The sequence below is a fragment of the Natrinema hispanicum genome, from assembly GCF_900111485.1.
Taxonomy (GTDB): Archaea; Halobacteriota; Halobacteria; order Halobacteriales; family Natrialbaceae; genus Natrinema; species Natrinema hispanicum_A.
Window position 1 is genome coordinate 1 of sequence record NZ_FOIC01000037.1, and the last position, 19,860, is coordinate 19,860.

Below are 19,860 nucleotides of genomic sequence, written 5' to 3' on the forward strand. Positions count from 1 at the left end.
CCCACAGCTAAATAAAATTGCCCCTCAAGACGACCTCGGTTGTTGTTGATCACTCGAATCTCAGTGTGGCCTCATATTTCTTGAACATGGACTGAAACCCCTCGTCGACGACCTGCTGGACAAGTTTCGCGAACGAACGTCGATTACCAGGATCCTCCACGAGCGACCGATACGTGCTCTCAAAGTGATGCCCGTGCGAGGGACGATCCTGACTTGAGGTCTCGTGGGCTGCCTCGTGTAATATCACGAGATACAGGTCGTGCATCCAGACTGCACGCTGGCGGCTCGTCACGGCGGAGTCGGTGATCACAATGTACGTCCTGCCGTCGGTCCAGGCATCGGCACTTGCCTCGCCGTAGTACACATCTCGTTCAATCCCAAGCTCGCTTGCTAACACTCGAGCGAAGCGGAGATAGCGCCGCTGATCAGCGTTCAACTGCGATTCGTCCTCGATGCGATGATAGCCCGTCCAGACACCTTCTGACTCTGCTTGCTCGCCAACATCAAACGTCTTTGGCATCGTTATCGATGTGTCCTCGTCGGTGGCAAGGTCGCGAAGCCGCTGGGTTGCCGCATCACTCGTATCGAGGACGACGTAACCACGTTCGACGAGTTTGTCCGCGCCTTTCTGGGCTCCGTCGACCCACCCAATTTTCGGGGCCGCCTGGATCTCCTCGAGGCTGATTCGGGACTCGGTTGCCAGCTGGAATAGCTTGCGATCTGCCCACTGCTCGTCCGATGACTCGGACGCCATCGCTTCGATCATCACTTCCCGACTCTCGGCAGTTAGCCGATCGTCCGAGACCTCAGCATATAGATCGTCACGTGCCTGCTCAAGTGCGCTGTCGATCCGCTGCCAGCGGTCACAGCCCGACTGGATGTCGTTTCGGGCAAAGTTCAGCGTCAGATTCCCTTTCGAGACGACCACACCACCGAGTCCGTACTCGCGTTTCGTCGTCACGTACAGACCGTTGCTGTAGATATCGAGTCCCTCGTGGGGTGTGTATTCGAGTGCGAGGATTGCATCCTCAGTTTCGCGTGTGAGTGATGGGTGTGGCGAGTCCGCCACTGCCTCGAGTGGATCGCCGTTGTCGACCGACTCGCCGTTGATTACGATCGAGACGCTGGTTCGCGACTGCACGTACGCGAAGCGCTTGCGAAGATCACGAACGTAGCGCCGCCAGCGGTAGCTATCTGAATCGGGAACCTCGTCTTTGTAGTGATCGATCTCGACGAGCATCCCCTCGAGGTGATGGTCAGCGTCCACGAGTTGGCCATCGCGCCCACTGACGTCTGCCCACGGTCCAGAGTCGCGTCGATCTCGGTAGTCGAAACACAATGCGGTATCGTGACTCCAGATACGAACGGCACCCTTCGCGATGATCGCACCCTTGCCGATGCCCCACTCGCCGATTGTCTCGTCGTCTGCTCGTTGCTTGCTTCCTGCACCCAGCACTGAGAGGTTTCGCCGCCCTTCGGTCGACTCGAGGTCGACACCAGCACCGTCATCGAGGATGAGCGACCGCTCGGGCGAGATGCTGACCAACACACGGGATGACCCAGGACTGTCGATGCCGTTTTGGACCGCTTCACGGATCGCGTCTGTGAGATCCGCCATCTGGTCTTCGATGAGATACGTTGCAACCCGCTCGTCAGCGGTCATCGTCACGGTCTCGTCAGCCGATGGCTGACTGGCCGGCCTCGAGTCAGTCGCTTCGTTCGTGGCGAACTCCGAGAGCGTCGGATGATCTGTCATGGTGTCCACCCATGTGGCACCACAGAAACCGCACCGGGCTGTCGGATACTCTCAAACGAAAAGCGACCTGCGGAAGTGTTATTACGAACTATGCATAACTCATAATACGATGTCTCAATCTACGACACCGGGTGAGACACCACCAATTCAGCAACTTCGGACGCTCGTTGACCTTTTAGAAAATCCAACGCTCGCTCGAATTTACACTCATGTGTTGCGAACTGAGGGTGCGACTGTCGAGGATCTCATCTCTGAACTTGATATCCCACAGGGGACTGCCTATGATTATGTCGGTCGACTCGAGGATGCGGGTTTGATAACAAAAGCACGTAAAGAGCGGCCGTACGAATTTGCAGCGGAACCACTCTCAATCACGCTTACGACAGACGGTGAAGAACGAACGATCACAGCAGAACTCGTCGACGCAGTCGGTCGTCGTGAAGCAGACAAGGATATCGATGTTTATCTTGATCGTCACGGAGTCGATGGCCTTGCGACGGCTCTTGAGTATGCTCATGAGTACATCGACGGAACGGTCAACCATCGAATTATGGCCCGTGAAGTTGACATCTCTCCGCTGGAAGCTGAAATTATTCTCCAGGCACTCGAATCGGTCGTCCTTGAATACCGTGACGAATGAAGATTGAATATATCGCAGATACTGGTGTTTTTGTCCGGTGTGGTGGCCCAAACGCTGACAAATATCAGCGATTGCGCCGTGCAGTCCGACAGGCAGATGTCGAACTGCTCATTCCTCGACGAGTGCATCTCGAATTAGGTGGGAAGCCGAATGATGTGTCTTATTCCTCAAACCAGATTCCATGGCAAGAAGGTATCGAGGAAGGATGGATTCTCGTAGCTGAAGAACTCGAGTACGCAAATCCACTCGTTTCTGGAATTATGGACGCTTCGAGACGGTTTATCGCGAATGAGACAAATCGACCCGAAGACAGTATTGAAAAAACGGATACAGCGCTTGTTGGTCTTGCAGCTCAACTTCTTGATAGCGGTGAAGCTGAGAAGGTGATATTGTTGACAACAGACAAGCCTGCTGGACGTGCTGCAGAAACCTTGCTTCCTGAATACGGCTTCCCAGATCAGATTGAATACTGGTATGCGAGTGAGTCGTATCTAGAACAGATAACTGCAGCTGAGTTTATTGATGACTAGTTGACTACTACTCACAAATCAAGAACCAAATCTCGAGAAGAAGCGGTCGATCACTCATCGTCGACCACCTCACTGACGATATCGATGACCTCTTGGGCGGTCGAACTGATCCGCTCAAGCCGGTCGAAGATCGTCTCCGGCTCGTCTCCGTGCCACGCGGCAAGGTAGAACGCTGATCCACTGGTATCCAACTCGAAGTACCGCCCAACGATGTAACCGACCGCTTCAGCCTCGAGCTCACGTTTCGATCGCTCAGCCTCGTCGTCGACGCCACTGTGTAACAGCGCATGCGCGTACTCGTGAACGAGCGTGACGGCGAGGTCAGCGTCGTTCTCACGATCACGGACGGCGACGCGTGGCTGCTCTTGAGGGCGGTACTCACAGATTCTCTTGGCACTCCCATGCGACCAGTCCTGGGGTGGCACGACCTCTCCGTCCACCTCGAGGGGATCTGCTGCCTCAAGGAGTGCGGGAACCAACTCGTCAGCCTGTCCCTTTGCTTCGGTCTCGAGGTCGGGCAGTGGCTCGCCGTCAGTCTGTGAGATATCGAAGACGGGTGCTGGCCGAAAGCCCACGAGTCCTTTTTCCCAGCTGTCCGGAAGGGTTTCATCGTATTCACAGTCACTGCGCTCGTGGTACGACGGGGAGTTCCCACAGTTGGGGCACTGCTTTGCAATGATCGGTGCCCAGATCCAGATCGCTGTCTCTCCTTCCTTCACGTGCCGGTCAAACTCGTTTTGCCATGTTCGGTAGCCGGCAACGCGTGTCGCGTGTGGACACTGGAGTTTGATCAACAGCGTGTTTCGGTGGGAGTAGTCGTGGAAGCGACTCTGGACGTCTAACCACTGTTTGAACTGCTCGCTCGAGACGGCGTCATCGACCTCGTCGACGAGGTCCTGGATCCATGCTTCGATCGTACTGTGCATCTCGTCATGCCGGGTGTCCGAATCGTCGAACGTTTCCCGGGAGCTGCTGCTCGTAGCCATATTCGATTACTGCTTCCCGAGTCGAGTCGAGTCGAATCGAACTGAACTCGAGAAGACCTCCACCCCTCAGGGGGTCTCAAAAATACGCCAGACTCGAGCAGTTGGAGAGTTGTTAGTCAGTGGGCACCGGCGTCTCGTTTCTTCTGAAGACAGTGACTGGTAGCAATTCATCACCGCCCGTCGGCGTCAGTCGGGATCGTAGGGGTTCGTAGCTGTGTCAAGTCGATAGACATCCTCTGCTGCATCGAAGTCATCGTCGAACGCATACAGATAACCGAGCCCCTCGGTCTGCATATACGCAATAATGCAGCTATCGACAAAGGACAGTGGTTCGTGCTGTCGGAACAGTGCTTTTCCCGTCGCAAGGGCGTTGGCAGTGAGCGAGTCGATATGGAAGCGAGCGTTTTCCTCAATACGGTCGAGGAGGTCGACAGCTGCGTCGTGGCCCGCGTGGGTAACGAGGCCGTTGAGCGTTTCTGCGAGGACGTAATCAAGGACCACTGCTTCTGGAAGGGACCCACTGTCGATGCCATGGAGTATCGGGAGCGCGGCTTCGTGGGAACTGTCTCGTCGGTATGCTGCTGCGAAGAGGACCGTTGTATCGATGAGAGCGCGTGGCATTTACTTCACATCGACGCCCCAAGCGTCATGATCGGTCGTGACGTTAGTGGCCGTCTCTCCCTCGTAGCCATCGAAATCGGTGAACGTGCCTGTTTGCTGTTGGATGACCTGAACGCGAATGCTCCCATCATCTTCGATATACCACCGAAGCTGATCCCCGTCGTCGATATCGAGTTCACGCCGAATCCGAGCCGGGATGTTCGCTTGATTTCCTGACACCTTGCTTTCGGCGTCGATCCGCTCACTACTCATATCTATCACTATGAGAGTGGTCCTGAAAAACCTAGTGTGTCGCCACACTACACAGAGATATATCCTATATACAGCAGTTTCATGGCCGTTCGCGGACGTCACGGACCTCTTCGACAGCATCAACCTCAATGTCGATAGCCAGTTCCTGTAACGCATCACCGAGGGGAACGTCTTCGTTGTCCTCTGGATCACCGGCCATGAATTTGGCGAAGTCGTCAGTGGTGTGGCTCATAGTGCACGGTTACAGGGCTGTTCGCAAAACCTGCTGGTGATCTGAATTGACAGTCGTCCCGCAGACTCAATCGACAGCGTCTCGGGAGCAGGTTATTGAACTGTCAGGATGCTTGCTCGAACACGGTGTCCGTTGGACCGCCCTACCGAAGCAAGCTGGAGTGGTCGTTCACTTTATGTGCTATTTCGATCGAGTCTTTCACTACGGGTATACTGTCCATGATAGACGAGCATGTCAATACCCATTGCCGCTAGCGAAAGTCCACCGATGGCGGCCACTAGAACGAAAAAGAGACTGTTTTCACTTCCCACGAATCCGAGTGGGAGTGACAGTCCGAGAAGGATGTTTCCAAGGCCGCTCCATTGATACCATGCCCAGCGGTCAGTTAGTCGCGTGTCGGTCGCTGCCACGATATCGAAGATGCCTGCTAGTCCTAGCAACGTTACCTGGCTGAGTAGGAGTGGTGTTTTAAGCAGATTCTCAACAAGTAGGACGACACCACCGGCGATGAGGACAAGAAACGTACCAACGATGGCACTCAGTTGACGATTTCGTTGTTCATTCATGCGTGGGCTAGTATCTGTACGTGGTATCTATTTGAAAAATTGTGTGACCGAAACACGTGGTGGATATAGCTTGGCCAGTCGAGAGGTTAAATTCCGGGAACACTGATACTGGTGTTCTCACCGTTGTTGAACCCCTCGCTGTTGGCAACAGGATCTGAACCGAGGTCGTTACACGGACTCGACTTGCAACGCCTTGAGAGCAGTTTCCAGCGGTCCATGAAACTGCCACGAGGCTTGCTCGAACGCCTCGTCTGTCGGCCCATCCCACCGCGGAAAGCCGGCGTGGTCGCTCACCTTGACGGTCCATTCTGCCGGTTCATCGAATGGGGTTCGCGTTGGCAGTTCGACGACGTAGAGATACTCTTCGTCACCGTGAATGCCGGTGGCAGGATCTTCAACGCCGTGGCCGAGCAGGAACAGCGGTTGCTCGAGATGCGCCATGTTCGACGAGTTCAGAAGTGGTGTTTTGATAGTGGAATACCCATACATAACAACATATGGGTCTGTCAAGACAATTGATTGTATCCGCAACAGTTAGCATTCTATCCGGGATTCTCTTTGTATATGCACTATATATGGGAATTGAAACATCTGGTATGGTGATGATTGGTGGCGTCTGTTTGGTCTTTTTGGGTCATTTGTTTGCCACTATATCTGGGATGTCAGACAATTTTCTTCAAGTCGGAATAATTGGCTTAGGAGGAGTTGCGCTCTTTTTAGCGTTGTCTGGCAGTCAAAATGAACTAATATTCGGCGCAATAATTCTTGGTGGAATAAGCGCGATTGAATCAGTGTATGAACAAGTGTAGTTACCGAATCGAGCGTTCCAGTTTCGCTACGAATAAAGAAGGCGTACACCCTCACCAACCACTGACATGATAAACTCTTTGAATAATCGCTCAAAATTCAGCCATAATGTTCTCCAGACCAGCCACTCTTCAATTACGGATGGTCGCTGTCCTTCTTGGACTCGCTCTTGTCACAGTTGGATTTCTTGTGGGAGTGTGGGTTGTCTTCTACGGTGTCCTCGTCTTTTTTGAAAGTGCGCATGCCACTCAGATCGCGGGCATTGTTACTGTTGCAACGCTTGTGACGATCGGCTATCTCGAGTATAGGCAGCTCGAAACGATTGAACGACGTGCAGATGCCTATCCGGTGGATCGGGAGACAGCACCGGAATTGTATCAAATAGTGACGCGAGTTGCTGCCCAACTCGATGTCCCTGTCCCAACGATTGCTATCTCAGACCGCGAGACACCTGAAGCGCTGGTTGTCGGATTTCGACCGGAAAACATGCATCTGGTGCTCTCTCTTGGGACGATCGATGCGCTGGACGGACAGGATGAACTGGCGGCAGTGATTGCACATGAACTCGCACACGTCAAAAACCGAGACGCGATGGTAATGACGGTTGCGTCGCTTCCTGTTGTGCTCGCCGATGGCTTGCGATCGCGGATCACACAGACAGACGATCATGGATCGATTGGGATCGAGACTGTGCCACTTGCATGTGTTTCGACCAGCGTGTGGGTTGTCGGGCGAACACTCACGGCTCGCTTGTCTCGAGCCAGAGAACAAGCAGCGGATCGGGCGGCTGCGGAGCTGCTCGGATCACCTGCTGTGCTTGCGACTGTCCTCCGACAACTCGACGAGGAAATAGCCGACACACCGACTCAAGATCTGCGTGAGGCCTCCGGCATCTCGTCGCTTTCAGTGCTGCCACTCGAGCCCGACGAGCCAGCGAAAGTCATGCTCGGGCCGGACGGCGACACTGAACCGTCGTATTGGTGGCTCGTGACGTGGACACACCGACTCAAACGCTACCTCTTTGGAACACATCCACCAACCGATGAGCGAATCAAGACGCTCTCAGACCTCGAGCGTGAACAGTAAAGAGAAGCGCTATATCAGTTATTTTGTTTACTTTCTTGATACCCCGTTCGTCCTGCTTTGACCGACGTTCGGAGTATCTTATAGAGGCCTACAAGAAGTCTGACCGCGAGAACAGTCACACCGAGTATTCCAAGTATCTCTCCAACTGGCGGATTGCTAATCTGGACGAATGAGGAAACGAGGGCGCCTGTGAACAGTAAGCCTAGGCCTATCCAGAAAGCCTCATTGCGTTGGGAAAGTGCGGTCAGTGTGTCAGCTACCATATAGAATCTTTCTCGTGTTTGAGTATAGTGTTTTGGTGTGTGAAACGAATATAGTTGTACACCTACTTACCGGCCAATTCACCGCAGCAGTCGGTGGATCAAACCAGTGAGAGAGTTCTCTGCTACCCGTCGAGAACAAGGTTTAGTCAGGACAGCGCGTAACTTCCGTGTATGCCATTCAGCGTCAGTTGGCACACGCTTCTCGAGCATCTGGATGAGCTGCCGGCGGACGCGACACTGATCACACCATTGTCGCACTCCCACATCCACATCACAGATATCCAGGAACACCGCATTATCGTTCAGTTCGACGAGTCCAGCGAGAAGCGCCCGCTCCAACGCGATCAGTTCGAGTCGCTGTATCATCAGATACAGACCGCGCACGATGGGTTCGATCTCGACCGGCTGCCGCCAGATGCTGACCCGTATCCAGCGGTGTTGAGCGTTCATCCCCGGTTCGAGATCGACGAGGACGCGGGTGTGATTGCCGAGACAGACGGGCCGACGACGACCCAACTGGCCGACACAGCACATGAACCAGATACCGACGATGACCGCACTGAACCAGACGGCCTAAATATCTACTCGGATGCGCTGCTACTGATCGATGCACTCGAGCGCCACGACGTAACTGACCTGCCTGAGTTGGAGACGGCCACCCTCGTAAACCTCTACACGCTGCTGTCGGATGTCCAGCGTGACGCCAACGACTTTCGCCAGGAGGTCGCCGATGTGCTTCTCTCACGCCTCCATCACGACCGTCCTGTTGCCGGTCAGTACGGTTCCGTCCAGCGCACGAGTCGCCGTAACCGCTCGCTCAAAGACGATGAGGACGTCCTCTCGATGCTCGAGGCAGAAGGGATCGACCGTGAGCGTGTGATGAGTGTTGATCGCCAGAAGGTCGACGACGCCCTTGAGGTGACGACGCTCACCGAGTCCGATGTCTACGAAATCGATGAGAGCGAGTACGTTCGCAAGGCGGAGGTCGATGACGACGTCAAGGAGTCGCGCCTCCAGGGCTTGAAGGACCGGCTTGCCGCCAGCGAGGAGACAGAAGTCGAGGAACTGCAACAGGAAATCGAAGCACTCGAAGAGCGTATCGACGACCTCACGAGTTTCCGAGCAGGGACAGAAGTACAGCGATGACTGGTGACGGCTTTCACGTCATCACGTACAGGGCAAGGAATTGGCAAGATTCCTCCCGGTCGTCCTGCAATCTGACACTGGCAGTATCGAGTTAGTCATCGTCGTCCTGTGAGCGGACTTCGATAGCCCGCTTCTCGAGCAGGCGGAGGATCGGAACACGTTGTTGGTGCTGGTTTTCGTAGGCGATGCAGGCTCGAAGCGTCTCCATATCGTTGATCGTCGCGATGCTGGCATCAATCAGTCGTGTGTTTGGTGCCTCGAGCCGCTGTGCTGGTGAGAGTTCGCTCGAGTCTTGAGAGTGCTCTGGCGTGTTGCTCATTGGATGTTGCCTCTACCCCTGTCGAGGCACGAAAAACGAGTCGCAAACTCAGGCTCGGTTTTTGCTACACCACTCTTCGAACGCGTTCTCAAATTCGCTGAATAGGTTCCGATGAAAGTCACCGATGTACGGAAGTGGATATCGCTGATCCTCATCCGGAGCATGCGCTAAGTAGTCGCCAGCGCTATCGAGATCGCCTTTTGGCGTTGCTTCAAAGTCTTGTTTCTGGAAGTACAATTGATAGCAATCACTTCCATCTTGTGTCCCCTCATATTTGACCTTGAGGCACCAGTAGTCGCCATGTTGGAAATCGTTCCGTAGTCCCCAGAGAAACGTACCCCGGCGAGCATAGTCTGGTGCAGCCTTGTCATCTCGTGCTGGGAGGAACTGTCCCTTCCTGATATGCTGGTTTAAGCGCTTGTTTAGGATTGAGCGAATCTGTTCGTTATAGGAGTACAGCGATGAAACATAATTGTGTACACGTCGGTAGACCTCATTTTCCACATCTGTTTCATCAGCTCCTTGCTCAACGATGACCGTTCCTGTGGTTGAAATGTTGTCACACATCTGAGCCAGCTCGTGGAAGTTTCCGTGAACAATATAGGCAGATGATCGCGCTCGCGCCAAATCACGATCAGTAACCGGCTCTGCCGGCCCTTTTGTATGGCCCAGTAACTGGTCTACCGTATTCGTCGAACCACAGTTGCCCATTTGATCTACCGCTACTCGTCTTCAGAGTCGCTCGACATCTTCGCTGCTGCCTCGCGGTCCTTCAGAAGTTGTTCCTTAGACTGGCCAGTCGTTTCGGCCAGTTCATCTACAGTGGGAATGTCCTTCAGGGCCATCTTCTTACCTCTAAATTCCCTGCTTAGACAATTATACCTTTCGCACAGTCAGATACCGTTTTCTCTAGGCTGAACAGGGCGAGGGGATCGTGGCTTGCCCTATAGTATTTCATGCCAAACACATCCTCTCCAATTTACACTGAAATACGCCTTGTATGCCGTATGACGCTACGAACTTGGTGAATCACCTCGGGGTCAAGCCCCGAGGCACCTGCCTTGCACTTCTATAGATGGCTTGCGCTCTCACCTGCTGCTAGCGTTCTGCGCCATAGACGATTTTCGAGGGGGCTTCGTAGCCACAGTCAGGACAGTCGAACCATCGCTGGACCTTCGCACCAGTGGCAGATTTCTGGCCGACGATGACGTCGTCGTTTGGACACTCCGGACACGCGAGTTCGGGGGCTGGTCGGTTCCGAAGTGCATCCCGAACGCTGGTCGCTTCTTTTGACTCGAAGCCTCGTGACCACACCGGATAGCCATCGACGAGGATCGCTGCCCGCCACTTGTACGCGTAGGAGTCCGGGGCACGATGCAGGACGGCTCGCGCTCCAGTCTCCGTGTTTCGATATGCCAGCGTAGGTGTTCGACTCTCTCGGGTCCAGTTCGTGATTCGGGGCATGATTACTCAGAAATGGACATCTGCCGGCACGATCCAGCATGTCTTGTTCTCGTCAGTCTCCTCGAGGAGGCGATCGAGGTGTCCGCGATGGCGAATGCCTGTCGCGTGTTGATCATACAAGCAGATCGACGGGCCACAGGAGGCACCGACTTGCTGGAAAGCGTGCCGAGCGAGGCCCCCATCGTGCATGATCTCGTCGTCGCTGCGTTCCTCGAGTGCTTGCTTCACCCGATTCAGATTTCGTTGGAACGTTTCCGTCGTAGTCTCCCAGGCTCGCTCGAGGAGTTCTTCACCTTCGTCGGACGTAACGGGTGCAGCTGTCGGCAGGTCACCCCACCGTGCTTTTCCAGCCACTGTCGTCTCCTCTTCGTCGAAGGTGACATAGTAGTCGAACACCGCACAGGAATGCGGCTCTGCGCCAACCAGTCGGTCGAACACGGTCTTTCCGGTTGACAGTGCCTCGTCTGCTGTCGATGCCTCTACCAGCGAATAAATGATCATATGCATCTGGAATACCTCACTGTGCCGACGCTCTGGTCAGTACTCGTCTGTTCTTACTCAGTGCGCCGGCAGCCATTATCGGCGCACAAAATCACGGTGTAACACGTCTGTCTCATGGAGTAGAGCGCGATCCGGACCGGTAGTAGCATCGACAGCAGTCGTCAGGTCGCTTGACTCGTCGATAGCTTCGAAAAGACCACGGGTGCCTTTGGAAACTTGGACCTCTGCCTCGAGTGGAGTTGCTGGTTAGGGAGCATATCACAGACAGACTCGCAAGTGGTTTGTTTCAACCAAATTTTAATTGAAGCAGCTAGCAAGTAGATGTGCGTATTGACTGGAAGGTCTCTCCTCAATCAGGTCCGCGAGTGAGTCCGCTTTGAAACGATAATATATACCAGACCAGAGGGCGCTGCGAGTAGGCCAATAGTAAACCAGACTCCCCCATCAGATAGAATTGAGAATAGCGGACGAGACGGCTGCACTATCGCGATCCACATGATACTGCCACTGACAAACATCAGTAGAAAAACCACTGTACCAAGAAAAGGCCGTTTCCGCAGATACTCGTTCACTCTATTAGTCATGTTTGTAGTTCTGCGTATGCCGCCTACATAGTAATCGTTACGCCGTACTGATCACTAACTCTTCGTGCTGTACTAACCGGTAACTGCGTATGCTTATTGAACAGATGTTAGTCACCGCACATTTATGCAATCACACCGAAAAGGGTCAAATATGACTAAACAACAGAAGGAACAACTTGGGATTATAGCAGGGATTCTCGGCATCCTCGGGTCGTTATTAGTCATTTATCTCGGTATCGTGTGATAACCTCTCGCTGATTCTCCGCCTGTTAGAAGTCAGGTAACTCGGTATCTGTATACCCTGTACTGACCGTTCACTACAGCGTCAAATGGGTCCGTGGCCGATTCTATGACCCGCTTGGTTAGGAGTTACTGTGGGTATCAGTAGATTCACCACGCTCTGGTCGAGTGAGAAGACTCACTTCCTCCAAGAGCGCCGTTGCTGTCTCGATTCGTTCTCTGTCTGCGTCAGTCAGCTGATCGCCCTCGAGATGGTTGAGTTGGCTGAGTGCACGATGCAGTCTGTATCTTGGTGTGTTGCGTGGGTCCATTGAATGCGCCTCAGCCGATCGCGGCGCAGATAAACATAATCTGATAGGTATAGTTGATTTTCATGCACCCCAACATCTCTTGACTGATGTCAACGGATGGTGTTGCTTGAACTCCGCCGCCTCAACTATTTCCCACAGTAGTCGATTGGTCATGTTGGTTACCGGCCAGCCAACGCCCAACCCGTACTCCAACTTCACCGATAAGCGCTGAAATTCCGAATCCGAGGACTGCGAACACAATCGTGGCACCGATCGCGCTCGCCACAAACCATCCTGGACCGGCCAAGCGGAATGTGGCTGTAAGAAGATCGAAAATAACCCATAATACTGGAAGTCCGCCAATAATCCCAACCCGAATCCCGACTCCACTAATTTCACCGTTCACACGCCCGATCAGATAGCCGGCAAGAATACCACCGAAAAACACCGCTCCAAGCGATAGTTCGGATCCTGTTTGCCAGTAACTGAAGGTGGTGAATGGAAGAGAGCACAACCCACCGATGAGAGCGTACTTCCATTGGATCATTCCGGACTGTAGAGGAGGACCAACTTCAGGCATAGTATTTCAATCGATGCTTGTTGTTGTATGATTATAATAACTCCCCTTACAGAATATTCTATTGTGCCATCCTTTGTCGCGTCTCTCTGCAAACAAGACACGCCCTGTACTTACCGCGATTTCACGCCTCACTTTCATTCTGGGCTCGGCCCATAGCGCGGCGTCCCGCAGACCTGGCACTCCCAGATTGCGTGGCCGGTCCAGGTTTCGTCGGGAACGGATTCATGCTCGCTGAATCGATGATCGGTTGTACATCCGCACTGGTGACACTCGAGGCGTTCTTTGGTCGGAATGCCACTATCTTGATGCTCAGGTTCACGTTCTTGAGGTGCCTGCTGGAGGGCAATTGCAGGAACTAGCCACGCATCATCACTCGCGTTGTCGAGCAGCGTCGTGAGTCGCTGCTCATCGCGAATGCCGGACCCACCCTCGTCGTAGAGATAGGTTGTTGGTTCGCAGTCGCTATCCACCGCTGATTGGTCAGTCCACGCTGTTCGATCATGGGCCGCTGCGAAAAGCTGCTCACCGTCAGTGGATGAGATCCGTACTGCAGCGGGTAGTACAGGCCACCGATCGGCCAATTGGGCTGCAGGCTCGTCCTCGAGATCGTAGATGATCGTGCAGTCGTCGACCGTTGATTCCGTCGCACTCGAGGCAAGGAGTGTCGCAGCGGCCGCGCCTTTCGCGATGGCGCCGTAGAACGTCGACGACTCGACAAGCATGTGGACGACGCCGAGGAGTGTCCACTCTGTTGCTGGTGCGTCTGTCTCATCAGAGCAGTCCTCGAGATGGTTGGTGAGACAGAACAGGCATTTGGTCTGATCAGTTGGGATCGGTGCGCCACAGGACCGACACTCGGTATCCGTTTCCGTTGGAGTGTCTGGGTATCCAGTCGTCGCCGTCGCAACTCGCTGTCGATCAGGCTCACTGTCAGTACACTCGCTGAGTGTCTCGTCTGGGATATGCGACGCTTCGCCGGTCGGACGAAGCTCCTCAAAGTCAGAATCTCGGTCAGTCATTAGTGGATAGTGGGTTGTATTGCCTCACGTCTTGATCAGGTTCCAGTCCGGTAGAGAAGATCTTGGGAATAAGTTCACTTAGACGCTATTGCTCGCGGAGCCCTGCTTCTCGAGCTTCTCGGTTGCTGGCACAATGGATACACGCTGGCAGATCATCATCAACGGAGAAAACCCGGTAGTAGTTCTCGGTGACATGAGAACCACAGCCATCACATTCTGGCATTATCCAAACCTATGTTATTACTCCAGTAAATATCTTGTTCCAATACTTGTGTGGTTTTTCTAAATAGCATTCTATCTAAGTGGGATTGACTCTTTTCTGAGTCTGGTAGTGTCGTGGCACAATAAGGAGTCCACAGTTCTCACAACGAGTTTCGACTGCGTTGGTGGTCACCCGTCCGTTGCAGTTGGGACACGGACTGGCGCTCGAGTTGGTCTGGACGTCTTCGTCGAATGTTGTCTCGTAAACTTCTCTGAAAGTCATGATGTTCACGAAGGGCAATGAGTAACTCCGATTGCCCCTCGCCTGCTCGTGGGGCAAAGAAACCTATCTCGAAGTAGATCGTAGTATGGTTCCTTTATTCAGGACTCTTTATGAAACTCGCGAGTAGTACAGGATGTATACCTGTCGGCTCGAATACCATGTGGTAGAATAGCATTTAGTATTACAGGCATCATATCATACCTTAAACTAATTTATGTGTCCTCGGTGAATAGGATATAGAGGTATGGTCAAGCAAACCACAATTAGCCGTCTCGAGAAAGAGGTCGATTTTCTCGATCGGCATTTAGAGGTACTCTTACTCGTTTGGCAATTTGAACCGATTGGAATCATTGAATTATCTACCCGTACTGGTCTCCCTCATCACAAGGTTCGGTACTCGCTGCGCGTTCTCGAGGAAGAAGAACTCATCGAGCCGTGTTCAGCAGGTGCAACGACGACGAATCGTGCCGAAGAATTCGTCGAGACGGTGAACAATGAGCTGACGGCAGTGATTGATGAGTTGAGAGATATGAAGATTTCTGAGCTAGAGGAGTTGTGATCCATATGAATACATACGAGTTACTCACGCGGAATACGGTAGAAGTTGTCACCGAGCAAGAGGTACGTGAACTTGCCAATGATCCAGCGGACAAACGAGTCTATGTCGGCTACGAACCGTCCGGTGTCCTCCATCTCGGCCACCTCCTAACGGCGAACAAACTCATTGACTTACAGGAAGCGGGAATGGATGTCGTTGTCCTGCTTGCAGACGTTCACGCACATCTCAATGGCAAGGGCAGTTTCGAGGAGATTCACGAGATGGCGGAACGAATGAAGGCACAGTTCGTCGCATACGGTCTCGACGAGGACAAGACCGAATACGTCTACGGGTCCGACTTCCAACTTGAAACATACTACTCGCTTGATCTGCATGAACTCGGTGTTTCAACGACGCTCAACCGCGCCCAGCGAGCGGTCGCTGAACTCCAAAGCGGCGAAACTGCAACGGTCAGCCATACCGTGTACCCATTGATGCAGGTCCTCGATTTCGAGTTCCTCGGCATTGACCTCGCTGTTGGCGGAACTGACCAGCGGAAAGTACACATGCTCGCTCGGGAAAAACTACCAGAACTGGGCTACAAGGCGCGACCGTGTTTGCATACACCCATCCTTGCTAATCTCGAAACTGGCGAGGGCAAGATGTCTTCGAGCGAGGGAACGACAATCTCGATGGAAGACTCTACCGCGGACCTCGAGCGAAAGATCAAGTCGGCGTTTTGTCCTCCAACCCATGATCCTGAAGGCGATCGTGAGAACCCCGTCCTCCAGTTGTTCGAGTACTACGTGTTTCCGCGGTTCGAGTCGGTGACCGTGAGACGGCCCGAGAAGTACGGCGGGAATCGGACCTATGAGCGCTACGATGACCTCACGGCGGCGCTCGAATCTGGAGAGCTTCACCCAGAAGACGCAAAAGAGACAGTTGCTGGCTATCTCGATGAACTGATCGCTCCGGGTCGCGAAAAACTACGCGACCTTACGAACGAATAAGTCGAAGTCGCTCACTTCGCAGATGTAGTTATCGAATTGCCCGACTCAGTTTCAGGCATATTTTTGAATAAAGAAGTCGTGTTACTAACTACTACTAGGCAGCGGCAACGGTGGAGCAGATTTACCCTGTGGCGAAAGCCCGGCAGCGAAACGGCCACCGGCCGTGAGCAGCCCGGACCGTGGAGGTGGTGGGAGGTGGCGGTGACTGCGTTCACACCAGCAAAAAAAGGGGCTCAGGCCTGGCTATTCCCACCAGCGGCCGCGCTCCGGGAAGTGGATCGTCGTCCAGCCAGTCACGGCCAGTGAAACACGGCCCTCGTGCCAGTTCCGGGCAGCCTTGTGAATGCGCACTTGCTCGCCTTCCTCGATCCACGGCGCGTCTGATGACTTCCAGATCGTCACGCGTGTCTGTCCACTGTCGTCTGCGATGAGCCCGACCTGTGCGATGCTTGGATGGGAGGGATCCCACAGGGTTTCGACACGCCCTTCGATGCTCACCTCTTTTCGAGAAACCTCCTCGAGTTTTCCAATGGGGATCACGTGTCCGGGCGCCGTCTGCAGTTCCTCGAACACGGTGACAACCGCACTCGTCAGGTCTTGGCCACCGACGACGGCTTCACTCAACCGCCGGCTGATCGCCGCTCGAGACCAGCCATCCAATTCCTTCGCAAGTCGCATCGACTGCTTGTTCACGGCCGCTAACTGTTCTCGAGAGAGTTCTGTCCGGGGATCCGCCCGCTCCGGGTCCGCCATTGGATCCACGCTCGCTGCCCGTTTCTGGAATTCCACACGCCGCGCTCTGTTCTGGTTCGCAGCGATCGTTCGCGTCCGTCTCTCACGGCCCTCCTGCGGCCCCATCTCGGCCTGGGCACTGATCCGCTCGAGTTCATCCTCTCGTGCTCGAATGCGCTCTTCCTGCTCGAGGGTCGCGCCATGAATCCGGTCGTCGCTCGTATCGACGATGCCGTCTGGGTGGTTCGCATCCACCTTTGCTTGGACCTCTTGCTCGACTGTTGCCTCGAATTCCGGCGTCTCGTCGACGACCGGGAAGCCGTCTTCATCGACCGCCTGCTCGTCCGCCTGTTTGAGTGCCTGTTCATCGACCGTAACGACCTTGCTACTCGAGTTGTTACTAGACATTGGAACTCAACCTAGTTCCGAAGGCGTTCACGCGCCTGCCACCGCGATGCTGTGACATCGCGGTTTTCCGACAACACCGACCGACTAGATCCATCTGCGCGCTCGCGCTCGCGCCTTCGCGAGCGCTCATCTGGGCGCGAGCGAGAGCGCGCCTGAATGCGGTGTTCCAACCAGCACCGCGCGGCGTCCTGCCGAGCGCAGCGAGGCAGGACTCGAGGCGCGAACGGTGTGAGCGCCTCGGCGACCCGCCCGAAGCGAGCGGCCAGCTTTAAGCCGTTTCTCGTGTCCGGCCCGGACTGCGGGTCCGTGTCCAGCGCGACTGTCGTCGAGAACGCGCGCCGCAGTGTAGCGCGCGACAGCGCAGGCGGCACCAAGCGCTGGAACGCGAAAGCCCGCGAGGGGCGCAACCGAAAACGCGCTTAATGCTGGCGTCGAGACCAGATTCACTTTAGCCCGGAACGGTGAGCGACGTCAGGAGCGAACCGCAGCCCGGAATGGTCGGTCGCGAAACGGCGAACGGAGTGAGCCGTGTGCGACGCGGAGGGCGGCACGCGGCGAGCGGGGCGGGCCGAATACCAAGAGCGGGGCAACCAACGCAACAGCATCCCAATCAGTCCACGTGGGTGGGGCTGAAAGGGGCTGGCGCGCTCGAGGAACCCCGCCGACGCAAGCACCGCAACCTGTGAGGAGCGCAGCGAGGTCTTCGCGAGTGAAACGAGCGACGGGCGGCGAGACGCGTGCGTCTCGCCAGGCGCGGGACTCGAGCGCGCCAGGGGCTTTCACCCTATTATCGAAAGCGATGGTTGCAAGCCACTTACCGAGACCTACTCCTTCACAGCTGTTTCAGTGACCCATCCGCACACTACAGATGCATATTGAGCGTGTCGGACAATCGGGGCTATTTGATACGTAAGCGTTCATCTGTCAGTATTATCAACAGATATTCAATCTCAGAGAGATTCCCTCGGAACGATGCAGCGTCGCACGCTTCTCGGACTGGTCGCCAGCGCCGGGGTCGTCGGCGTCCTCGGAGCCAAAGCCGGGTTTGCCGACAAGCCCTCCATTCCACCAGCCACGTACGCCGAGGAGCCAGTACCTTCGACAGGTCAACGGAACAGCCCCGTTGTGGCCACCGACACGACGACGGCGGGAAACAAGACGTACGGTACCGTTCGACAATCCGCGTCGGTTCTCGACCTCGAATCGACAGATCGCTACGCCCTCGTTACCAGGTATCAACTTATCCCAGGATCGAACTATGAGGCGAGGAACGGGTGGAAAACTGCCTCCCTGACGGTCGAACACGGCTGGAACTCGGGTTCTCTTGTCTCTCACTCTGGGGACGTTGTTCCGGCTGACGATGGCAACGCCGATTCGAACCTTTACTTGGGAACTGACCGGTCAGCGAGACGGTACCGGTGGCATCTGATGTTTGACGCCGCGACAGGGAATTCCCACACCTTTCGCTTCGCCACTGTTGTGAACCGTGAGAAGGCACCCGAGAAAGGCGATGCTCTCGTCGACGCGATGTTCGGTGCGGGCTTCACGAGGGGATTCCTCAGGGCCTCAGAACGGGACCTTGTGACGGCACGCCTCGTAATGCAGGGAACGAACAAGTAGAGCCGAAGTTGCCCACACAAATGCGTCGGGCAAACGACACCATGCACGTCTACCCCTTTTTACTACTGCGGTTGGATTGCCAAGTAGACAGTCAGCAGACAATATTGAGCAGTAGGTATCTCACCTGTACTTACCGGTAGCTACGTGTGTAAATCACACCAGAAATTATTTGTCAATGACATTGATGTGGTGGAATATGGGTATACAGACTTGGCGTGAACGAGTCGGTGGGTGGGGATTCTTCCTAGTTGGTAGTGTAGGATCCCTGTATTCCGTCACTCAATGGGGAATGGATGCATCAATGTTGACGGCATTATTTGGGATTCTCACACTTGGCGGGATTCTCGTTATCCGTGGTCGGCTAAACGCTTTCTACTATTTGCTACCCGCCGTCGGTATTCTCGCACTCTTCGAAGCGTTAGCCTTCTACCTAAACCAAGGAATCACGACACTGACGCTCGCCTTCGTTCTACTCGGTATCGTGAGTCTCGGAAAAGCAGTTCAAGCATATCGACGACCCCAGGTAAATAGAGAAATCTGATCACTTTGACTGTTTATTGAACGACAATGAAGTTATTAGATATGAATTCAAACAAGGTGGTATGGAGCCGTCATTTATTCGAGATACACTCCTGTTCATTGTTTTGTCTGCCGTAGGGGTTGTCGGTGTTGGTGTATCGATTGCTTTTATACGCGGCCAATCGCCGCTGACGTATCTCTTTGACCTATGGACTGACCCAAGCTGGATGTTCATATGTGTTGTTCTTGTGATTATCTGGGTTCGTATGTACCCGAAGTTTCGACGCTCCTATGATAGACAAATGAACTGACTCACCAACCCCAAATTTCACTGAGCGATATGTGCTTGGCCTGTACTTACCGATTCGGGAGGGCAAAGCAAGAATCCAGATCGCTGCCGATTTCGATTAGTCGATGTACTGGGATTCCCACTCATAACGATCCTCGATCGCTTGCTCTCCCTCGTCTGTAATTGCGTAGTAGTTCGTGCGCCTGTCGAGTTGTCCTTTCTCGACGAGTTCCTTATTCACGACCGTATCGAGATTCGGGTATAGCCGACCATGATTGATCTCTGAACTGTAGTACTGCTCGATCTCGTCTTTGACATCCTGTCCAGATGGCTGGTCAGCGCCTGCGATCACGTACAGCAGGTCTCGTTGGAATCCTG

24 protein-coding genes and 1 pseudogene are annotated in these 19,860 nt (G+C 54.3%); 8 read left to right on the forward strand and 17 right to left on the reverse strand.

Annotated features, from left to right (window positions below; translation table 11 throughout):
- Positions 1-49: 49 nt before the first annotated feature.
- Positions 50-1,756, reverse strand: a complete 1,707-nt coding sequence (locus BSG09_RS17675; protein ID WP_092935556.1) for a hypothetical protein — start codon at positions 1,754-1,756, stop codon at positions 50-52.
- 109 nt (positions 1,757-1,865) lie between these two features.
- On the opposite strand from BSG09_RS17675, the gene BSG09_RS17680 reads away from it, so the two are divergent.
- Together BSG09_RS17680 and BSG09_RS17685 are read left to right on the forward strand one after the other, a co-directional pair.
- Positions 1,866-2,396 carry a DUF7437 domain-containing protein gene (locus BSG09_RS17680; protein WP_092935462.1) on the forward strand — a complete coding sequence of 177 codons (531 nt, stop codon included), beginning with the start codon at positions 1,866-1,868 and terminating at the stop codon, positions 2,394-2,396.
- A complete protein-coding gene (locus tag BSG09_RS17685; RefSeq protein ID WP_092935465.1) occupies positions 2,393-2,926 on the forward strand; it encodes a hypothetical protein in 534 nt (177 codons plus the stop codon). The genes BSG09_RS17680 and BSG09_RS17685 overlap by 4 nt, the downstream gene beginning before the upstream one ends.
- 50 nt (positions 2,927-2,976) lie before the next feature.
- Here BSG09_RS17685 and BSG09_RS17690 read toward each other — a convergent pair whose 3' ends face one another.
- The 6 genes and pseudogenes from BSG09_RS17690 to BSG09_RS17710 all read right to left on the reverse strand — a co-directional run.
- On the reverse strand, positions 2,977-3,912 hold the full coding sequence (locus BSG09_RS17690; RefSeq protein ID WP_092935467.1) for an ArdC-like ssDNA-binding domain-containing protein: 936 nt from the start codon (positions 3,910-3,912) through the stop codon (positions 2,977-2,979).
- 186 nt (positions 3,913-4,098) lie between these two features.
- Positions 4,099-4,533: a PIN domain-containing protein gene (locus tag BSG09_RS17695; RefSeq protein ID WP_092935469.1), complete on the reverse strand. Its 435-nt coding sequence runs from the start codon at positions 4,531-4,533 to the stop codon at positions 4,099-4,101.
- Complete coding sequence (locus BSG09_RS17700; protein WP_092935471.1) at positions 4,534-4,785, reverse strand: AbrB/MazE/SpoVT family DNA-binding domain-containing protein; 252 nt, start codon at positions 4,783-4,785, stop codon at positions 4,534-4,536. It lies immediately after the preceding gene.
- Between the two features lie 79 nt (positions 4,786-4,864).
- Complete coding sequence (locus tag BSG09_RS20985) at positions 4,865-5,017, reverse strand: hypothetical protein (RefSeq protein WP_175542250.1); 153 nt, start codon at positions 5,015-5,017, stop codon at positions 4,865-4,867.
- Between the two features lie 173 nt (positions 5,018-5,190).
- Complete coding sequence (locus BSG09_RS17705) at positions 5,191-5,583, reverse strand: hypothetical protein (RefSeq protein WP_092935473.1); 393 nt, start codon at positions 5,581-5,583, stop codon at positions 5,191-5,193.
- Between the two features lie 168 nt (positions 5,584-5,751).
- Positions 5,752-6,042, reverse strand: a pseudogene (locus BSG09_RS17710) (hypothetical protein); the annotation flags it as partial.
- A gap of 116 nt (positions 6,043-6,158) precedes the next feature.
- On the opposite strand from BSG09_RS17710, the gene BSG09_RS20395 reads away from it, so the two are divergent.
- The 3 genes from BSG09_RS20395 to BSG09_RS17720 all read left to right on the forward strand — a co-directional run bounded on the left by BSG09_RS20395 (position 6,159) and on the right by BSG09_RS17720 (position 8,885).
- Complete coding sequence (locus BSG09_RS20395) at positions 6,159-6,392, forward strand: hypothetical protein (protein ID WP_139246260.1); 234 nt, start codon at positions 6,159-6,161, stop codon at positions 6,390-6,392.
- Positions 6,393-6,531: 139 nt separating this feature from the next.
- The gene (locus tag BSG09_RS17715) at positions 6,532-7,476 is read left to right on the forward strand and encodes a M48 family metalloprotease (RefSeq protein ID WP_092935475.1); all 945 of its coding nucleotides are present in this window, start codon (positions 6,532-6,534) and stop codon (positions 7,474-7,476) included.
- Between the two features lie 434 nt (positions 7,477-7,910).
- The gene (locus BSG09_RS17720) at positions 7,911-8,885 is read left to right on the forward strand and encodes a hypothetical protein (protein WP_092935477.1); all 975 of its coding nucleotides are present in this window, start codon (positions 7,911-7,913) and stop codon (positions 8,883-8,885) included.
- A gap of 91 nt (positions 8,886-8,976) precedes the next feature.
- Here the strand turns inward: BSG09_RS17720 and BSG09_RS17725 are convergent, their stop codons facing one another.
- The 8 genes from BSG09_RS17725 to BSG09_RS21875 form a co-directional block, all read right to left on the reverse strand.
- Positions 8,977-9,204, reverse strand: a complete 228-nt coding sequence (locus tag BSG09_RS17725; RefSeq protein ID WP_092935478.1) for a hypothetical protein — start codon at positions 9,202-9,204, stop codon at positions 8,977-8,979.
- 48 nt (positions 9,205-9,252) lie between these two features.
- A complete protein-coding gene (locus tag BSG09_RS17730) occupies positions 9,253-9,915 on the reverse strand; it encodes a hypothetical protein (protein WP_092935479.1) in 663 nt (220 codons plus the stop codon).
- 11 nt (positions 9,916-9,926) lie between these two features.
- Positions 9,927-10,049, reverse strand: a complete 123-nt coding sequence (locus BSG09_RS21640) for a hypothetical protein (RefSeq protein ID WP_262488537.1) — start codon at positions 10,047-10,049, stop codon at positions 9,927-9,929.
- A gap of 253 nt (positions 10,050-10,302) precedes the next feature.
- Complete coding sequence (locus BSG09_RS17735; protein WP_092935480.1) at positions 10,303-10,668, reverse strand: DUF7568 family protein; 366 nt, start codon at positions 10,666-10,668, stop codon at positions 10,303-10,305.
- A 6-nt stretch (positions 10,669-10,674) separates the two neighbouring features.
- A complete protein-coding gene (locus BSG09_RS17740; protein ID WP_092935533.1) occupies positions 10,675-11,175 on the reverse strand; it encodes a hypothetical protein in 501 nt (166 codons plus the stop codon).
- A 1,250-nt stretch (positions 11,176-12,425) separates the two neighbouring features.
- Positions 12,426-12,863 carry a DUF5518 domain-containing protein gene (locus BSG09_RS17750; protein ID WP_092935537.1) on the reverse strand — a complete coding sequence of 146 codons (438 nt, stop codon included), beginning with the start codon at positions 12,861-12,863 and terminating at the stop codon, positions 12,426-12,428.
- A gap of 134 nt (positions 12,864-12,997) precedes the next feature.
- Complete coding sequence (locus tag BSG09_RS17755; protein ID WP_092935539.1) at positions 12,998-13,882, reverse strand: biosurfactant protein 1; 885 nt, start codon at positions 13,880-13,882, stop codon at positions 12,998-13,000.
- Positions 13,883-13,967: 85 nt separating this feature from the next.
- Positions 13,968-14,105 carry a DUF7563 family protein gene (locus tag BSG09_RS21875; RefSeq protein ID WP_463508873.1) on the reverse strand — a complete coding sequence of 46 codons (138 nt, stop codon included), beginning with the start codon at positions 14,103-14,105 and terminating at the stop codon, positions 13,968-13,970.
- A 505-nt stretch (positions 14,106-14,610) separates the two neighbouring features.
- Here BSG09_RS21875 and BSG09_RS17765 point away from each other — a divergent pair.
- A complete protein-coding gene (locus BSG09_RS17765; protein ID WP_092935540.1) occupies positions 14,611-14,925 on the forward strand; it encodes a hypothetical protein in 315 nt (104 codons plus the stop codon).
- A gap of 5 nt (positions 14,926-14,930) precedes the next feature.
- Positions 14,931-15,914: a tyrosine--tRNA ligase gene (locus tag BSG09_RS17770; protein WP_092935542.1), complete on the forward strand. Its 984-nt coding sequence runs from the start codon at positions 14,931-14,933 to the stop codon at positions 15,912-15,914.
- Positions 15,915-16,157: 243 nt separating this feature from the next.
- On the opposite strand, the gene BSG09_RS17780 is transcribed toward BSG09_RS17770, so the two are convergent.
- Positions 16,158-17,054, reverse strand: coding sequence for a DNA-binding protein (locus tag BSG09_RS17780; protein WP_092935546.1), 897 nt, complete (start codon positions 17,052-17,054; stop codon positions 16,158-16,160).
- 972 nt (positions 17,055-18,026) lie between these two features.
- Between BSG09_RS17780 and BSG09_RS17790 the strand changes: the two genes are divergently transcribed.
- Complete coding sequence (locus BSG09_RS17790) at positions 18,027-18,674, forward strand: hypothetical protein (protein ID WP_092935550.1); 648 nt, start codon at positions 18,027-18,029, stop codon at positions 18,672-18,674.
- Positions 18,675-19,600: 926 nt separating this feature from the next.
- Here the strand turns inward: BSG09_RS17790 and BSG09_RS17800 are convergent.
- Positions 19,601-19,860 (reverse strand): PadR family transcriptional regulator (locus tag BSG09_RS17800; protein ID WP_092935554.1); only part of this gene is annotated, 260 nt, incomplete at its 5' end.

What these genes read in the sequence shown, in the direction of transcription:
- BSG09_RS17675 (WP_092935556.1), bottom strand. Translation starts at nt 1,756, where the DNA reads ATGACAGATCATCCGACGCTCTCGGAGTTCGCCACGAACGAAGCGACT.
- BSG09_RS17680 (WP_092935462.1), top strand. Translation starts at nt 1,866, where the DNA reads ATGTCTCAATCTACGACACCGGGTGAGACACCACCAATTCAGCAACTT.
- BSG09_RS17685 (WP_092935465.1), top strand. Translation starts at nt 2,393, where the DNA reads ATGAAGATTGAATATATCGCAGATACTGGTGTTTTTGTCCGGTGTGGT.
- BSG09_RS17690 (WP_092935467.1), bottom strand. Translation starts at nt 3,912, where the DNA reads ATGGCTACGAGCAGCAGCTCCCGGGAAACGTTCGACGATTCGGACACC.
- BSG09_RS17695 (WP_092935469.1), bottom strand. Translation starts at nt 4,533, where the DNA reads ATGCCACGCGCTCTCATCGATACAACGGTCCTCTTCGCAGCAGCATAC.
- BSG09_RS17700 (WP_092935471.1), bottom strand. Translation starts at nt 4,785, where the DNA reads ATGAGTAGTGAGCGGATCGACGCCGAAAGCAAGGTGTCAGGAAATCAA.
- BSG09_RS20985 (WP_175542250.1), bottom strand. Translation starts at nt 5,017, where the DNA reads ATGAGCCACACCACTGACGACTTCGCCAAATTCATGGCCGGTGATCCA.
- BSG09_RS17705 (WP_092935473.1), bottom strand. Translation starts at nt 5,583, where the DNA reads ATGAATGAACAACGAAATCGTCAACTGAGTGCCATCGTTGGTACGTTT.
- BSG09_RS20395 (WP_139246260.1), top strand. Translation starts at nt 6,159, where the DNA reads ATGGGAATTGAAACATCTGGTATGGTGATGATTGGTGGCGTCTGTTTG.
- BSG09_RS17715 (WP_092935475.1), top strand. Translation starts at nt 6,532, where the DNA reads ATGGTCGCTGTCCTTCTTGGACTCGCTCTTGTCACAGTTGGATTTCTT.
- BSG09_RS17720 (WP_092935477.1), top strand. Translation starts at nt 7,911, where the DNA reads ATGCCATTCAGCGTCAGTTGGCACACGCTTCTCGAGCATCTGGATGAG.
- BSG09_RS17725 (WP_092935478.1), bottom strand. Translation starts at nt 9,204, where the DNA reads ATGAGCAACACGCCAGAGCACTCTCAAGACTCGAGCGAACTCTCACCA.
- BSG09_RS17730 (WP_092935479.1), bottom strand. Translation starts at nt 9,915, where the DNA reads ATGGGCAACTGTGGTTCGACGAATACGGTAGACCAGTTACTGGGCCAT.
- BSG09_RS21640 (WP_262488537.1), bottom strand. Translation starts at nt 10,049, where the DNA reads ATGGCCCTGAAGGACATTCCCACTGTAGATGAACTGGCCGAAACGACT.
- BSG09_RS17735 (WP_092935480.1), bottom strand. Translation starts at nt 10,668, where the DNA reads ATGCCCCGAATCACGAACTGGACCCGAGAGAGTCGAACACCTACGCTG.
- BSG09_RS17740 (WP_092935533.1), bottom strand. Translation starts at nt 11,175, where the DNA reads ATGCATATGATCATTTATTCGCTGGTAGAGGCATCGACAGCAGACGAG.
- BSG09_RS17750 (WP_092935537.1), bottom strand. Translation starts at nt 12,863, where the DNA reads ATGCCTGAAGTTGGTCCTCCTCTACAGTCCGGAATGATCCAATGGAAG.
- BSG09_RS17755 (WP_092935539.1), bottom strand. Translation starts at nt 13,882, where the DNA reads ATGACTGACCGAGATTCTGACTTTGAGGAGCTTCGTCCGACCGGCGAA.
- BSG09_RS21875 (WP_463508873.1), bottom strand. Translation starts at nt 14,105, where the DNA reads ATGCCAGAATGTGATGGCTGTGGTTCTCATGTCACCGAGAACTACTAC.
- BSG09_RS17765 (WP_092935540.1), top strand. Translation starts at nt 14,611, where the DNA reads ATGGTCAAGCAAACCACAATTAGCCGTCTCGAGAAAGAGGTCGATTTT.
- BSG09_RS17770 (WP_092935542.1), top strand. Translation starts at nt 14,931, where the DNA reads ATGAATACATACGAGTTACTCACGCGGAATACGGTAGAAGTTGTCACC.
- BSG09_RS17780 (WP_092935546.1), bottom strand. Translation starts at nt 17,054, where the DNA reads ATGTCTAGTAACAACTCGAGTAGCAAGGTCGTTACGGTCGATGAACAG.
- BSG09_RS17790 (WP_092935550.1), top strand. Translation starts at nt 18,027, where the DNA reads ATGCAGCGTCGCACGCTTCTCGGACTGGTCGCCAGCGCCGGGGTCGTC.